Origin of the sequence: Cecembia lonarensis LW9 (assembly GCF_000298295.1) — a bacterium.
In the GTDB taxonomy this organism is placed as follows: Bacteria; Bacteroidota; Bacteroidia; order Cytophagales; family Cyclobacteriaceae; genus Cecembia; species Cecembia lonarensis.
Genome location: NZ_AMGM01000012.1, coordinates 15,857 through 30,891 on the forward strand (window position 1 = coordinate 15,857; position 15,035 = coordinate 30,891).

Annotated in this window: 15 protein-coding genes; 7 read left to right on the plus strand and 8 right to left on the minus strand. The window is 38.6% G+C overall.

Going from position 1 to position 15,035, the window contains the following annotated elements; translation table 11 throughout:
- Positions 1-14 precede the first annotated feature (14 nt).
- The 3 genes from B879_RS05730 (at position 15) to dnaA (ending at position 3,248) form a co-directional block, all read left to right on the plus strand.
- Positions 15-785 (plus strand): 5'-nucleotidase C-terminal domain-containing protein, encoded by a 771-nt coding sequence (locus B879_RS05730; RefSeq protein WP_009184207.1) that lies wholly within the window; start codon positions 15-17, stop codon positions 783-785.
- Position 786: 1 nt separating this feature from the next.
- A complete protein-coding gene (locus B879_RS05735; protein ID WP_009184208.1) occupies positions 787-1,701 on the plus strand; it encodes a bifunctional metallophosphatase/5'-nucleotidase in 915 nt (304 codons plus the stop codon).
- Positions 1,702-1,820: 119 nt separating this feature from the next.
- Positions 1,821-3,248: a chromosomal replication initiator protein DnaA gene (gene dnaA / locus B879_RS05740; protein WP_009184209.1), complete on the plus strand. Its 1,428-nt coding sequence runs from the start codon at positions 1,821-1,823 to the stop codon at positions 3,246-3,248.
- Here the strand turns inward: dnaA and meaB are convergent.
- The gene (meaB, locus tag B879_RS05745) at positions 3,242-4,246 is read right to left on the minus strand and encodes a methylmalonyl Co-A mutase-associated GTPase MeaB (protein WP_009184210.1); all 1,005 of its coding nucleotides are present in this window, start codon (positions 4,244-4,246) and stop codon (positions 3,242-3,244) included. The genes dnaA and meaB overlap by 7 nt on opposite strands.
- A 165-nt stretch (positions 4,247-4,411) precedes the next feature.
- Entirely contained in the window at positions 4,412-4,816 is a 405-nt protein-coding gene (locus tag B879_RS05750; protein WP_009184211.1) for a hypothetical protein, read from the minus strand.
- Positions 4,817-4,867: 51 nt separating this feature from the next.
- Between B879_RS05750 and B879_RS05755 the strand changes: the two genes are divergently transcribed.
- From B879_RS05755 to B879_RS05765, 3 genes are read left to right on the plus strand one after another with little or no spacing between them, the layout of a single operon-like run.
- A complete protein-coding gene (locus tag B879_RS05755; RefSeq protein WP_009184212.1) occupies positions 4,868-5,404 on the plus strand; it encodes a CopD family protein in 537 nt (178 codons plus the stop codon).
- Between the two features lie 17 nt (positions 5,405-5,421).
- Positions 5,422-6,072, plus strand: coding sequence for an SCO family protein (locus tag B879_RS05760; RefSeq protein WP_238542089.1), 651 nt, complete (start codon positions 5,422-5,424; stop codon positions 6,070-6,072).
- A gap of 5 nt (positions 6,073-6,077) precedes the next feature.
- Positions 6,078-6,527: a c-type cytochrome gene (locus B879_RS05765; protein ID WP_009184214.1), complete on the plus strand. Its 450-nt coding sequence runs from the start codon at positions 6,078-6,080 to the stop codon at positions 6,525-6,527.
- On the opposite strand, the gene B879_RS05770 is transcribed toward B879_RS05765, so the two are convergent.
- Entirely contained in the window at positions 6,524-6,952 is a 429-nt protein-coding gene (locus tag B879_RS05770; protein WP_009184215.1) for a hypothetical protein, read from the minus strand. The two genes, B879_RS05765 and B879_RS05770, sit on opposite strands and share 4 nt — an antisense overlap.
- A gap of 208 nt (positions 6,953-7,160) precedes the next feature.
- On the opposite strand from B879_RS05770, the gene B879_RS05775 reads away from it, so the two are divergent.
- Positions 7,161-7,988: an aminotransferase class IV gene (locus B879_RS05775; RefSeq protein WP_009184217.1), complete on the plus strand. Its 828-nt coding sequence runs from the start codon at positions 7,161-7,163 to the stop codon at positions 7,986-7,988.
- 52 nt (positions 7,989-8,040) lie between these two features.
- Here the strand turns inward: B879_RS05775 and B879_RS05780 are convergent, their stop codons facing one another.
- The 5 genes from B879_RS05780 to B879_RS05800 are packed head-to-tail and all read right to left on the minus strand — an operon-like array spanning position 8,041 to position 15,023.
- Positions 8,041-8,475, minus strand: coding sequence for a hypothetical protein (locus B879_RS05780; RefSeq protein WP_009184218.1), 435 nt, complete (start codon positions 8,473-8,475; stop codon positions 8,041-8,043).
- Between the two features lie 34 nt (positions 8,476-8,509).
- On the minus strand, positions 8,510-9,733 hold the full coding sequence (locus tag B879_RS05785) for an ABC transporter permease (protein ID WP_009184219.1): 1,224 nt from the start codon (positions 9,731-9,733) through the stop codon (positions 8,510-8,512).
- Positions 9,730-10,362 (minus strand): ABC transporter ATP-binding protein, encoded by a 633-nt coding sequence (locus B879_RS05790; RefSeq protein ID WP_009184220.1) that lies wholly within the window; start codon positions 10,360-10,362, stop codon positions 9,730-9,732. Before B879_RS05790 ends, B879_RS05785 begins: the two co-directional genes overlap by 4 nt.
- A 2-nt stretch (positions 10,363-10,364) precedes the next feature.
- A complete protein-coding gene (locus B879_RS05795; RefSeq protein ID WP_040400312.1) occupies positions 10,365-11,543 on the minus strand; it encodes a hybrid sensor histidine kinase/response regulator in 1,179 nt (392 codons plus the stop codon).
- Between the two features lie 51 nt (positions 11,544-11,594).
- The gene (locus B879_RS05800; protein WP_009184222.1) at positions 11,595-15,023 is read right to left on the minus strand and encodes an ATP-binding protein; all 3,429 of its coding nucleotides are present in this window, start codon (positions 15,021-15,023) and stop codon (positions 11,595-11,597) included.
- Positions 15,024-15,035: the final 12 nt, after the last annotated feature.

Consider the following 15,035-nt stretch of genomic DNA (forward strand, 5'->3'; position numbering starts at 1 on the left):
TGGAAAACCCATTAATGCATTCAAATAGAACGATGGCGGGAAATAAATTTTATCAAATTCTCTTTCTGGTTGCTGGTCTATTTTTATTGACCAACTGTAAACAACAGCTTTACAAGTCCGGCAGTGCAGAATTCCTGACAGTAAGTGAAGAAATAGCCCCAGACCCTTTTTTGGATGACTTCATCCAGTCTTACAAAACCGCTTTGGAAGTTGAAATGAACAAAATCATTGGGGAAACCGATGAGGCAATTATAAAATCGGGGCCTGGAGAAACGGCTTTGGGAAACCTTGTTGCAGATTTCCAAAAGGAATTTGCAGAACAAAAATTAGGTCAGGTTATTGACATTTCCATCATCAATAATGGCGGCTTACGAAATAATCTACCTAAGGGCCCAATCACCCTAGGGAACATTTATGAGCTTTCTCCATTTGATAATTACCTGCATATTTTGGAACTCAACGCCGAGGATGTGAGGGCATTGGCTTCATTTGCAGTCAATCGAAGGATTTTGGGCATTGCAGGCATGAGTATTTTGGCAAAAGATGGTGAAATCATTGATATAAAAGTCGGAAACAAGGCACTCGTCGAAGAGAAAAATTACACTTTAGCCGTCAATGACTATTTAGCCAATGGGGGTGACGGTATGGAACTGCTCACCCAACTGCCTAGACTAGAAGAGACAAATATTTTACTCAGGGAACTATTAATCGACCGTATCAAACATAAAACTGATTTGGGTCAGAAAATTACCGCTAAGGTTGAAGGAAGACAAAAACTGGATTGAAATGGACAGAAGGAAATTCATCAAAAACAGTTTAATGGCAAGTGCCGCATTGGGTTTTGGTCAGGAAACCTTTGCTACAGGATTAAGCCCGGTTAAAAGTAAAACCATCAGTATCCTCCACACCAATGATATGCATTCGAGAATTGAACCCTTTCCCAATGATGGTGGAAGATGGGCCAATCAAGGGGGGATGACAAAATTGGCTGCTTTGGTATCAGACATTCGAAAACAAGAAGAAAATGTATTATTGCTGGACGCCGGAGATGTATTCCAGGGCACACCTTACTTCAACTTTTATGGAGGGGAGCTGGAGTTTAAACTCATGAGCAAAATGGGCTTCGATGCTGCTACTATGGGCAACCATGAATTTGACAATGGGTTAACGGGGTTTTATGATCAGTTGCCCCATACAAATTTCCCATACATTTGTTCAAATTATGATTTTTCACAAACTATCCTGAAAGATGCGGTACTACCTTACAGGGTTATTAAAAAGTCAGGACTTCGTATTGGAATATTTGGCCTGGGTATTGAACTTTATGGGCTTGTGGCCAAGAAAAACTTTGAAGCAACAGTATATGAAGATCCTGTAGCTGTATCGAGGGAAATGGTCCAAGAATTAAAATCCAAAAAAGCAGACTTAGTAATCTGTCTTTCCCACCTTGGCTATTCTTATCGGACTCAAAAAATTGACGACCTGAAACTTGCTGCTGCAATCAGTGGAATTGACCTCATTATTGGTGGGCATACGCATACCTTTTTGGAGGAACCTACCTTAATAAAAAATGCTGATGGTCATCAAACAATTATTCACCAAGTTGGTACTGGAGCATTGAGATTGGGAAAAGTAGATTTTGAGTTCGGAAAAGAAAACCAAATAATACACGCCAAGGCAAATAGTTTACCTATCTTTTAGAAAGTCAAGGCGTTTTGGATTTTTTATTTAAATTTATTTTCCCCAAATTTGATGCCCTTATAAAACAGGGTTAGATTTATATTAACTATTCTTCGCGTACCTATTTACTGAAGTACTAAATGAGTTCAGAGGCTAATGCAGTTTGGAGTGAATGTTTGCGTGTAATTGAACAGCACGTCAATGAACAGAGTTTTTCTACCTGGTTCAAACCCATCAATCCTGTAAGATTAGAGGGAAGTAGCTTGACCATTCAGGTACCAAGTCAGTTTTTTTATGAATGGTTAGAAGATAATTATGTTCAGGTTCTGAAATTGGCTATCAAATCTACTTTAGGCCCCAATGGGAGATTAGAATATGCTGTGGTGGTAGATCGTGGAAATTCACAGAACCAACCTTATGTGGTGAGTTTTCCCCAGAGCAACGCAAGCACGACGCCTAAAAAACCTTCTCAGCCAATAGTCAATGAAAATAAAAGCCCATTTGACCTGCCCTCACTGAATAGCGAAATGCTGCTTCAGTCAAACCTTAATCCTAATTACTCTTTTAGCACTTATATTGAAGGAGATTGTAATAGATTGGCAAGGTCAGCGGGTTTTGCAGTAGCAACCAAACCCGGGGTGACTTCTTTCAATCCGCTGATGGTATATGGGGGTGTTGGTTTAGGTAAAACCCACCTGGTGCAAGCCATAGGTAACGAAATCAAAAATGGACCCGAAGATAAATTTGTACTCTATGTTTCTTCGGAGAAATTTGTCAATCAATTTATGGATTCCATCAAAGACGGTAATATCAAGAGTTTCACCAACTTTTATATGCAGGTGGATGTTTTGATCATTGACGACATACAGTTTTTGGCGGGGAAAGACAGGACACAAGAAATGTTTTTCCACATATTCAATCACCTTCATCAAAATAAAAAGCAGATTATCATGACCTCCGATTGTCCCCCTAAAGACCTGAAGGGACTAGAGGAAAGGCTATTGTCCAGATTTAAATGGGGACTCACAGCCGACCTACAAATGCCGGATTTTGAAACAAGGGTTGCAATTATCAGAAAGAAGATGCAGTCTGAAGGTATTTTTATACCGGATGATGTGATTGAATACTTGGCCTACACCGTTGATACCAATGTAAGGGAACTGGAAGGGGTATTAATTTCCCTAATCGCCCATGCTTCTTTAAACAGGGTAGACATAGATCTTACTTTGGCCAAAACCATCATGAAAAATATTGTCAAAGATATCGAAACGGAAGTAGGGATTGATTTTATTCAAAAAACAGTCTCTGAGTATTTTGACATTAAAATGGATGACCTCAAGGCTAAAACCAGAAAAAAAGAAATAGTCACTGCCCGTCAGGTTGCCATGTACTTTTCTAAGGAGTTTACCAATCATTCTCTGAAATCCATAGGCTATCATTTTGGGGGCAGAGACCACAGTACTGTAATTCATGCCGTGCAAACGGTTAACGACCTGATGGAAACAGATACTGCTTTCAGAAACTCTGTCAACGAATTAAAAAAGAAGTTTAAAATGCGGTCTTATTGATCTTTTGAATGCAAAAACAGGTCAACAAATTCTTTGGCCTTAGAGATTGCTGAAACCTCTCCTTTTCTTATTTTTTCCATCATCTCGCCCATATTTTGTTTGATTACGGGGTCTGTATAGAATTTCATTTCCAAAAGATACCGTATGTGTTCATGCATCCAATTGACCCGCTGCGCTGATCTATTGAGCTCAAAAAAACCATTGAATTTCATTTTTTCAGCAAAATCCTGAACCATTTCCCAAATTGCATCCAACCCATGACCCGAAAGTCCAGAACAGATCTTCACCTGAGGATTCCAGCCATTCTCTTTGGCAGCAAAAAGATGAAGGGCGTTAGCGTATTCTCTTCTGGCTTTTTTGGCTGCTTCTAAATTTTCGCCATCTGCTTTGTTGATGACAAGAGCATCACACATTTCTATTATCCCCTTCTTAATCCCCTGCAGCTCATCCCCAGCACCTGCCAGCATCAGCAAAAGAAAAAAATCAGTCATCCCTTTCACTGCCGTCTCAGATTGTCCCACTCCCACTGTTTCGATGAGGATCACATCAAAACCTGCCGCTTCACAAAGCAGCATAGCCTCCCGTGTTCTGGCGCTTACCCCTCCCAATGTGGTTCCTGCGGGACTGGGTCTGATGTAGGCACGCTTATCCGAGGAAAGTTGCTCCATCCTCGTCTTATCACCTAAAATACTTCCTCGGGATGCGGGACTACTTGGATCAATGGCCAAAACAGCCAATTTATGACCTTGATCTACGAGCATTGTACCAAATTGCTCTATGAATGTACTTTTTCCAACACCGGGCACACCGGTAATGCCAACCCTAATAGATTTGCCTGTATAGGGTAAAACCGCTTCCATCACCTCTTCAGAAAGCTGTTGATCTGACACCAGAGTACTTTCAACAAGGGTAATAGCCCTACTAAGAACCATCCTGTCTCCATTCAAAACGCCATCTATGTACGCTTGGGCACTTAGCCTGTTCTTCTTTTTCAACATTTCAAACGATTGATGAGTATTGGATATAGCGAACTGGTTTCAACAATAAAATAACAGCCATTGATTTTTATCTAAGATCTAAAATTATCGATAAGCCAATATATGTCCAAAAGAAGAACAATTAATTCAACTGTTAATTAGGTACTCCGGCTTTTGAAATTACTCCTACTCGAATGGAAAACGGATAAAACGCTCCTGCCCCATGGCATTCTTTTCATAAAAAGCAAGGCAATGGGGTTCATAAGCCGGATCAAAATGGGGTTGATTAGACCTGATTTCTTTCGGTGAATTTTCCATAGAATTGAAGAAAAAAACCTTAGTGTTCCCATATTTGGTATGTGGCATAAATTCAGCATATCCTTTCATGGCCTCCAAAGAAGTATCAGCGGCATATATTGCATATATTCGGACTACTGGCCCTGTGTTATTTTCATTTCTAAAAAAAGCTGTTTCTACAAATTCTCCTTCCAAATCCACCACGCTGGGTTGATTTATGGTATCGCTGATAATCCAGACGACCATGGCCAAGACTGCCAGGAAAAGCGCATAAAAGACAAATCGGTTAGACATAATAGACAATAGTTTAGAATATAAGCCGTAATTTAGTGGAAAAATTCCATCATGGCCTTTGAATATCTAAAAGCGCTACACATCATTTTCGTAGTAACCTGGTTTGCCGGTTTATTTTACATCGTAAGGATTTTCATCTATCAGGTAGAAGCCATGGAACGCCCAGAAGAAGAACAAAAAATTCTCCTTCCCCAATTGAACCTGATGGCGCAAAGACTTTGGTATATCATCACCTGGCCTTCAGCCGTATTGACTTTGATTTTCGGTATCGCTGTTTTATACTATCGTTGGGGTTATATGCAGCTTGGCTTCATGCATGCCAAATTAGCTTTTGTGCTATTCCTGTACGTTTATCACATCATTTGTGACAAAATATATAAAGATTTACAAAAAGGGAAACCCAAATGGACCTCTACACAGTTACGTATATGGAACGAGGTGGCTACTGTATTGTTATTCGCCATCGTTTTCCTGATCGTCTTAAAAAGTATGATGAGCATGGTTTGGGGTATTGTAGGTTTAATTGGCCTAAGTCTCTTGATGATGCTCGGAATTAAATGGTATAAAAAAGTAAGAGAGTCAAAATGAAAAAACATAAGTTCACCATGAAGGTATTTTCTAGTATCCTATTTCTTATCATTGGCATATCTCTTTTGGGCTGCTCTGAGAAAAGCACGGAAGATCAAAATGCTACTTTACCCATTTTAGGCAATTGGCATATCAATGAATTTGAAATGGAGGGAAAAGTGGTACAAGACACCGTTTACCATTCCATTGCCAATTTTTCCTTCACCAATCAGGAAGGCAAAGAAATCAGTAATTATTCAACAGATGGGAAAGTTTATGTGGCCGATTTTTTCTTTACCACCTGTCCTACCATTTGCCCAATCATGAAAACACAAATGCTAAGGGTTTATGAAAAATTCAAAGATGAACCCAATTTCATGATATTGAGCCACACCCTTGACCCAGAACACGACACAGCAGAACTACTTAAAGACTATGCTTATAAGATTGGGGTTGAGAATGATGCTACCTGGCAGTTTCTAACTGGTGATCAGGAGAAAATATTTGAAATAGGGCAGACAAGCTATCTTACCACTGCAATGACTGATAAAAATGAGCCAGGAGGCATCTTACATTCCGGTGCGTTTGTATTAGTGGACCAAAATGGCAGAATCAGAGGTGTCTACGATGGGACCAAAGAAGATCAAGTGAACCGGTTAATGAAAGATATCCCAAAACTTCTGCGTTAATATTGATGAAAGGAAGTTGGACAATTTTAATTGCTTGGCTATTTTTCCTTGCTGCTTGCAGTTCAAAGGATAAAAAAGAGGAAAGTAGTACACTTGCCTCCATAAAGGATACCAAAGTACTTCAATATGCCATCGAGGGAAAGAATCTTTATGAAGCATATTGTGCCAATTGCCATCAAAAAGATGGGACAGGTTTAGGCAAATTAATTCCACCCTTGAACCCTTCTGATTATATGGCTGAGAACATAGGCAGAACGGCCAGAATCATCAAATATGGACAGACTGGAGAGATTATTGTCAACGGTCAGGTTTACAATCAAGCTATGCCGGGAAACCCTAGGTTAACCAACTTAGAAATAGCGCGTATCATGACCTATATTTACAATATATGGGGAAACCAAGAAGGGGTAATTGATGCCAATCAGGTAGAAGCTTTTTTAAAAGAGAGGGATTAAGTTGACTTAAGCTCTTCTTTGGCCACTTTCATGGCTTGTTTAATATCCGCATTTACTTTTTCTACCAGTGCTTTTTGATTAAGTAAGTAAGATTTAGCTTCATCCTCCTCTATTGTTTCATCAGGAGCCTTGAATTGTCGCATCCATACGAACATCCCCTCAAATGCATCTTCAAGCTGTCTTGAGACTTCCTCAAGACGTTTGATTTCTTCTGAAAAAGCTACCGAATCCATTACATTCAGACTATCTGACTTCAAATCAACCTCTTTTTTCAAGGTTCTCAACTCACCCATATAAGGCATTACTTCATCATGGATAGCAATGACTTCATCTTTGAGCAATTGATTCTCATCCACTTTTTCACCTTGACAAGAGAAAAGGATGGTAATTATAAAAAAAGGCAAGGGCTTAAAAATATTCCTCATTAGAAACTGATATTTTTTTTGCAAGATAGCACAAAACCGAATAAAAAAATTGATATTTTTCTTAATTTTTGAATTATGCTTAAAAAAATCTACTTTAAAATTTGAAAAATTATGATTTTCATCAGATTCAAAGTAAAGCAAGCCAAAGTCAAAAAATCCTTTTTCCTATTAAAAGAAACCTTATTTTTGATAAAAAATTAAAAGCCTTATGAAGCCCTTTTGTTTTGCCAATGACCGTATCATTGCTTCAGATAAAGCAACTCTTCACCCAATGGATATAGGGTTGATCCGTGGTTACGGTATATTTGATTTTTTCAGAACTGCTCACCACACACCGCTTTTTTTGAGTGACTATCTGGACAGGTTCATTCGATCAGCAGAAAAAACCCACCTTAAACTTGACTTAAATAAAGAAGAGTTAGCTCAAATTGTCCATGATTTGATAAGCAGGAACGATCTCGAATTTGGAGGCGTCCGAATGGTTTTGACAGGAGGTGTTTCAGAGAACCATTTCTCTCCGACTGCTGGCCAATTATTTATCTTTTGCGAAGCATTGGATTTCCCTGCACCAAGTAAATATGAATCAGGCATCAAATTGCTAGCTGTAGAACATATCAGAGCCATTGCAGATATCAAGACGACAAACTATGCCTTCCCTGTTTGGCACAGTGCCATCTGGAAAAAGGAAGGAGCAGATGATGTCCTTTACCACCTCAACGGTCAAGTATCTGAAAGCTCGAGGTCAAATATATTTGTAATAAAAGATGGGGAAATAGCCACACCAAATAAACATATCCTTCACGGCATTACAAGAAAGCGGGTGTTAGAACTTATTCCTCAAACAGAAATTAAAGCGATAAGCTTGGAAGAAGTTTTGAGGGCAGATGAGCTATTTATCACCAGCACCACGAAAAAAGTGCTGCCAGTTACTCAAATTGATAACAATAAAATAGGTTCAGGCAAACCAGGCCCCATAACACAAAAACTGATGCAAGACTTTGCAATCATGGAAAAAGAAAACTTACAAAAAGTGTAAAAAAAGGCGGTCATATTCAAAGTTTGACCGCCTCTTTTGACATGTTTGTCCATTAATTGCTGAGCAATTCAGCATCTTTTAAGATATACATCAACTTTTCAGGGTCTCTGTCATTTAAAGTCAGCTTACCTCTTACTTTCACTTTTTTGGAGGTATATTTTATAGGGTTTTTAAGCATCACCTCCATTACCGTTTCTGGCCCACCTGAGCCACAGAAAAAACATTCTGCCAACGGTAGAGAGGATAAAATGATATGTTCAGGCTTAAACATACCTTCAAAAGGAATAATAAACCCATCAGCCTCCACTACCTTACCCTCCAAACTCTTGATTTTCTGACTGAAAACCGGAATGTATAATTCTCCAAATTCATCCTGTCCTATTTTATAGGTCACATCAGAAAGATCACGCCAAACATTCTGGCTATATCCTGTGATGGCAAATGCAAAAAGCAATAGGCCAATGAACAATATTCTTTTCAATACCATGTGTTTAATCAATTACAATTAATCTGTTTTAAATTTAAGATTTGGTCAATTGCTTTGCAATATCAGTTTGATAAGCACTCCAAGCAGGTATAAGAGAGGCAATAATCCCTACAGCAACCGCATAAGCAATAATCCAAAGCTCCTCCACCAAGAATACCGATGCACTTAAGGTACTGATGGCTCCTTGGTCATTTTGCATAACAAGTATACCAATAAATAAGTGCCCTATAAGGATCCCTACTATTGCTCCAAGAACAGTTAATATAACACCTTCTAAAACAATGTGAATAAAAAGCTGCCCGGAGGAAGCACCTAAAGTTCTCATCACGGCGAGATCATATTTTCTTTCTTTCAAAGAATTGAACAAAGCAATGAATATGCCCAAGCCAGCAATGACAATAATAACAATGGCCAATCCTTGAATAAGTTTCACACCCACGCCCAATAATTCAAACAACCTGGAAATCTCAAATGATGGTGATGCTGCCTGTAAAGCACTTCTGCTATTAATATAACGGGGCAATTGAACAGCAGCCATGGGGTTTCTGTATTGAATAAGTAAAGAAGTGACCTCTCTGTCCTCATCTGTTTCAGGGAATCCGGTTTTGGCAACTGATTCTTCAAATTTTCCATGGTCATGATCATCATCATGGGTGTACCAAACAGATTCTATACTGGTCAGGATTAATTTGTCCAATACATTGCCCATGGGCTGTAAAATTCCGGTAATGGTGTAGGGGTGCTCATCATGCTCGTGGCTACTGCTCCCAATACCATGGGAGCCTACAAAATTATCTCCGATACCAAGACCCAATTTGGTAGCTACTTCAAAGCCTAGTACCACATCAAAAGGCTTATCCCATTTTGAACCTTCCTGAACTTGGGCATTATAAAGATCCAAATAATCATAATTGGTGCCCACAATTCTATATCCTTGGTAGTTATCCCCCAACCCCATAGGAATAATATTTTTTACCAATCGGTTTCTGGACAAAGCCATCGCATCGTTCATATCAATGTTTCCAGTAGGAAAATCGATATGATATACACTGGAAAGAATTAACTGCAAAGGGCTCCCTTTGGCACCTACTACTAAATCAATGCCTTGAGCATCCCGCGTCATTTTACTTTCAAACTGGTCTTGAATGACAATCAATACAGTGATAATGGCCAAGCCTAAGGCCAGTAACAGGATGTTCAAGCCTGTATTCAGCGGCTTAGCAATAAGATACTTCCAACTCAACTTCAACATATTCATGCTTCGCCTCCTATCGTAATTTGATTGGCAATATGATCTTTTACCCTCTGATCATGGGTAACAATTATTAAAACTGCATTGAATTTTTCTGCTTGCTCTTTCAATAATTTGACCACGTTAGCAGCATTTACATCATCCAAACTGGCTGTGGGTTCATCTGCTAAAATTACCTTAGGCGAATTGGCAAGTGCCCTGGCGATAGAGACCCTTTGAGCCTCACCTTCTGACAGGGTGTTTACTTTAGCCTTTCTTTTATGCAAAATTCCCAAATCACTTAGCAGGTTTTCATTTTTTCTTCCATCTTTACCTGAAAAAAAATTAGCCAACTTGAGGTTCTCCTCTACCGTTAGTGGCGCCAAAATATGAGGCTTTTGAAAAATAATGCCAATGTTATTCCCCCTGAACTTATCCAAAGCTGCCCCACTTAAACCATATAGTGAAGTCCCATTAATGAATACTTCACCTTGATGAGGTTTCAGTAGTCCTCCAAGAATATTAAGGATGGTCGTTTTACCGGAACCCGACTGACCGAGAATCAGTAATTGTTCCCCTTCTTTTAATGTTAAATCGGGTATATTAAATTTTTGGTCTTTTTGGTAAGAAAACTCAATGTTTTTCGCAATAAGCATGTCTATTTATTTACGGGTATCTTCACAAAAAATGTAGTACCTTGGTTTTGTTTACTATCAAAGGTAATCTCTCCTTCCAGCACATCCACACATTTTTTGACAATGGACAGGCCTAAACCTGAGCCTTCAATGATACCTACATTTTTTGCTCTAAAGAAACGGTCAAAAAGTTGATCATGTTCGCTTTCTGGGATACCAATACCATGATCGGTTATTTTAACCAATAAGTGGTTATCCTCTTCGTTGATTTCAAATTCTACAGACTGACCATCCTTAGAATATTTTACGGCATTCGAAAGCAGGTTTTCAAAAATCTGGTAAAGTAAATCAGAGTCTGAGGTCACCGTTTTAGGTATTTTACCCAATTTCAAATTGATTTTGACATCATGCTCACTTCCTGCTTTCACCACATCAACCACTTCATTGATCAAGGCATTGAGAAAAAGTTTTTTGGGTTTGTAGTCAATCTTGTTGGCATCTGCTTTGCCAAAGAAAAGTACTGAAGTCAGCAGGCTGTTCAGGTTTCTGACGGAGTGTTCTATTTTATCTGCATGCTTCATGATTTTTGCTTTAAAAGGATGTTCTTTTTCAGCGTACTTTTGAAGCAATTGCGCGGAACTCAAAATTGAAGTCAAGGGTGTTTTAAAGCCATGTGACACATTCAAAACAATCCTGGATTTCAGCTCCCCTATCTCCCTTTCTTTTTCCAATGCCCTGGTCAACTCCTTATTGGCTTCTGCCAAATCCTTAGTCCTCTGACGGACTTTCTCCTCAAGTTCATTATTGAGTTTTTGAAGTTCTTTTTCTTTCCTGTCCTTGAATATGGCCAATTCAATCACCATATTCAATTCCCTGATATTAAATGGTTTGATTACATAAGCAGAAGGATTGGTACCTACCACTTTTGTAAGTGTCTCGGCATCAGAGCTGGCAGAAAGATACACTACAGGAATATCATATTTTTCATTGATGATTTCAGTAGTACGAATACCATCCAATTCACCCGCCAAGTTGATGTCCATCATGACAATATCTGCATGATGCTCAGATAAAATCTCCAGGGCTTCTTCCCCGGACTCAGAAATACCAATTATCTGGTGATTATTTTTTTCAAGCGCTTTTTTAAGCAGAAGAGCTGATACATGATCATCTTCAGTAATCAAAATCCTTAATGGAAACATAGGCGTAGTCACTGTAACCTGCAAATTACAAGATATTATGGATTTGAAAAATCATTTATTCCCAATAGGCAAAATAATCAGCACACGGGTACCTTTATTCTTTTCGCTTTCAATAATTATTTTTCCTCTCATTAAATCTACCAAATTTTTGGTAATAGTCAAACCTAATCCTGTTCCTTCAAAGGTTCTTTCAAAACCCTGACTCTCCTGTTCAAAAGGCTTAAATATTCTATCCATAAAAGCTTTATTCATTCCAATACCCTGATCTATTACTTCAAAATGTAAATTTCCTTCCTTTTCCTCCATAAAGATGCTGATCAAACCTTTCTCTGAATATTTGATGGCATTTCCAACAATGTTATTTACAATCATTTCAAAGTACAATGGATCAATTTTGATAATACATGGCTCAGTCAGGCATTTCGCTGTTATTAAAAGGCCTTTTTTTACAGCAATTGTCTTAAGAGGAAGAAGTATTTTAGATAAAAATTCACCCGCGTTTATAAAAACAGGGTTCAATTCAATCTTATTGGCTTCAATTTTAGAAAGGTCCAATATGTTGTTGATGGTTTTTAATAGCCTTTCACCTGATTCCTGAATAATTTCCAATTGAGCAATCAATTCCAAATCATGCTTGCGGTTTAACATGATGTTTTCAGCTGTGCCTAAGATTCCATTTAGCGGAGTTCTGATCTCATGGCTCATATTCGATAAAAAGCTGGACTTCATTTTGCTGGCTTCTTCTGCTTTTTCTTTTGCTAATTTCAAGCCCTCTTCATATTGTTTTTTTTCTGTAATATCTCTAAATACTGAAAGGTATACATTTTGATCGCCTAAATTGGTCTTTAGCAAACTTGAGTAATAATCTATATACTTATTGCCGGCCTTAAAAGGAAGTTTTAACTCTATATTAATACTGGTTTCAGAAATCCCACTGTAACTGTCTTCCAGACGCTTTCTTTCTTTTTCATAAAATTCACGGTCACCAAATAAATCCCAAATATACCCAGCGCTTAATTGTTGGATATCAACACCAGCCAGCCGGGCAAGTGCCTCATTTGCTGCTATTATTTTACCATTTTCTGTAGACAGCATGAGGCCATCTTTGGAGCTTTCCCAAACATTCTTAAACTGGTCCTCTGATTCCTGAACCTTTTTATCCTTTTCGTTAACGACTAATTTAAGCTCGCCCGTTTCCTTAGTTTGTTCCAAGAATGATTTGATCAGGTACCCCACAGCTAGCAGAAACAAGGCCAAAACTACTAAAAACCAGATTTGTAGATAGATGGGCTTTAAGATTTTAAATGATGGGGATACAACAGTCCCTGTAAAATTAACACCATCATTACTGGCCTGCAAAAACAGCTGATAGCTTCCTGGAGGAAGGTTATTAAAGACCAACTCGTTGTCTCTTGGATTTCTGATTTCTACCCAATCATTGTGTAAACCTTCCAGTTTATATCGAACAATCAGTCTGGTATCTGGCAAAAAAGTGACTGCTTTATAAGAGAATTTAACACTGTTATTGGTATAGGGTATTTTGTTTTTATCTGTTATGTGTTCAGGAAAGTTTGTCAAAACAATGGGGCCTATCCTAACAAATGGGAAACTTCTCGTTGGAAAATCCGCAGAAGGATCGAACATGGAAAGCCCTTTTGAAGTACCTATCCAAACATTTCCATACTCATCCTCCAATAGTGCCCCTCTATTGATTTCCGCGCCTGCAAGCCCACTGCCCTCATCCAGTTGCCTGATGCCTTGCTCTTCAATAAGAAAAATTCCTTTATCTGTGCCAGACCATACCCTACCCAAGCTATCTTCAAGTAAAGCGAAAACGGGTCTATTAATTTTTTGCCCATACCATTCAAAATCCTTCAATTTGCCATCTAGAAAAACTTTGAGTCCAGTCTCAGTGCCTAAAAGTAAGTGGTTACCCCACTCCAGAAAATCATAGCCAATGATGGCCATACCCTTATCAAAGTTGATTACTTTATCCATTTCTGGGGTAGCACTTCCACCCTGCATCATGATCATACGGCCATCACTTAGCCGGCCAATCTTTCTTAAAAACACCTGCTGCTGTTCAAGTATTCTCTTTAGATCTGAGGATATTTCATTTTGAAAGTGTTCTCCCTTAGCGCGATTTATAGAAGAAAGATATACCCTGGTGTTAGCTATGATAAAAAGAGTATCACCTACCGCATAAACGGAATTAATAAATCTATCATTAGGACTTTTCTCAAAACTGGTAGTTTTGGTCTTAGGGTCAAACTTTCCAAGTCCCATGGCATTAGCTGTAAACCAAATTTGGCCATTCTTATCTTTGGAAAAATTTGTAATGCGAATTTCAGGCTGCCCTATTAATTCTTCATCTTTAAAAATGGTATGCACTTCACCATTCTCCCATAACTGAAGCCCATTATTAAAGCCAACCAACATCCCATTTCCATTGAGAGAAATTAAAGCAGTAATTTCGTCATCTAAAAATGGAGGCGAAGCAAACTTTAGAAATCTAAAAGAATTGATATTGATTAAACCCCGATGTGAAGTAACCCAAAGGACTCCTTCCCTGTCCACGAGAAAATCGTAAATGGCAGAAGTTCTTAATTGATTGAATGTACCGATATCAAAAACCTCATCCTTGTTAAGAGAATATTTAAACAATTGGGAGTTATGATGAAAAATTACATTTCGATTTGAAAGTTGAATACCACTAAAAGTCTCCGTAATATAAGAACTCTTCACAAATCCTTCGAAGATCATCCTATTTACAGTATCAGAACTTGGGCCTGATGCAAAATAGCCATCACCAAGGAAAAAGTACGTAGCAGTTGATTCATCAAATGCCATTTGAGAAACCGGGCCTGGCAGTTCAATTCCCTTCCATTCTACCTCAATGAAGCTTTCCCCATCAAAAAGAAGCGCTCCTTCCCCAAACATCAAGACGGTCTGTTCCTTGCCATGAAAGACACTTTGATACGTCCCATTTTTATCGAAACTTTCAGGGCTTTGATGCCAATTCTCCCCATCATAAAAATATATATAATCTCTAATGATAAAAAAATAGCCTTCAAAGCCTAGGTGATAGTAAAAATCAAAACGCTGATAATTTATATTTATCCCTTCTACTTCATTTGGCAATCGAAGTCTTGTCCAATTCCCTTCCTTGTACCGAAAGATGGCGGGAAGCCCAATTCTATTAAAAATCCAAATGGCACCGTCTTTCCCACTTAACATCCCCACCCTTTTGGAGAGTTGGGATTGAACGGAATCAGGTATGCTATAGGTGAAAAATCCATCTGAATAAAAGACACCCAAAGCTGTATTGAACCAGATTTGTCCTTCGGTGTCCTGTTGGATATCGTATATCACATCAGAAGGAAGGTCTACCCCCCTAATCTGATTGTTAATGGGGAAATATTGCGCATGAGCTTCACAAATCGTGACCAGGGCAATTATCCAACCAAATAAAACTCTCATAGGTACAGGGTA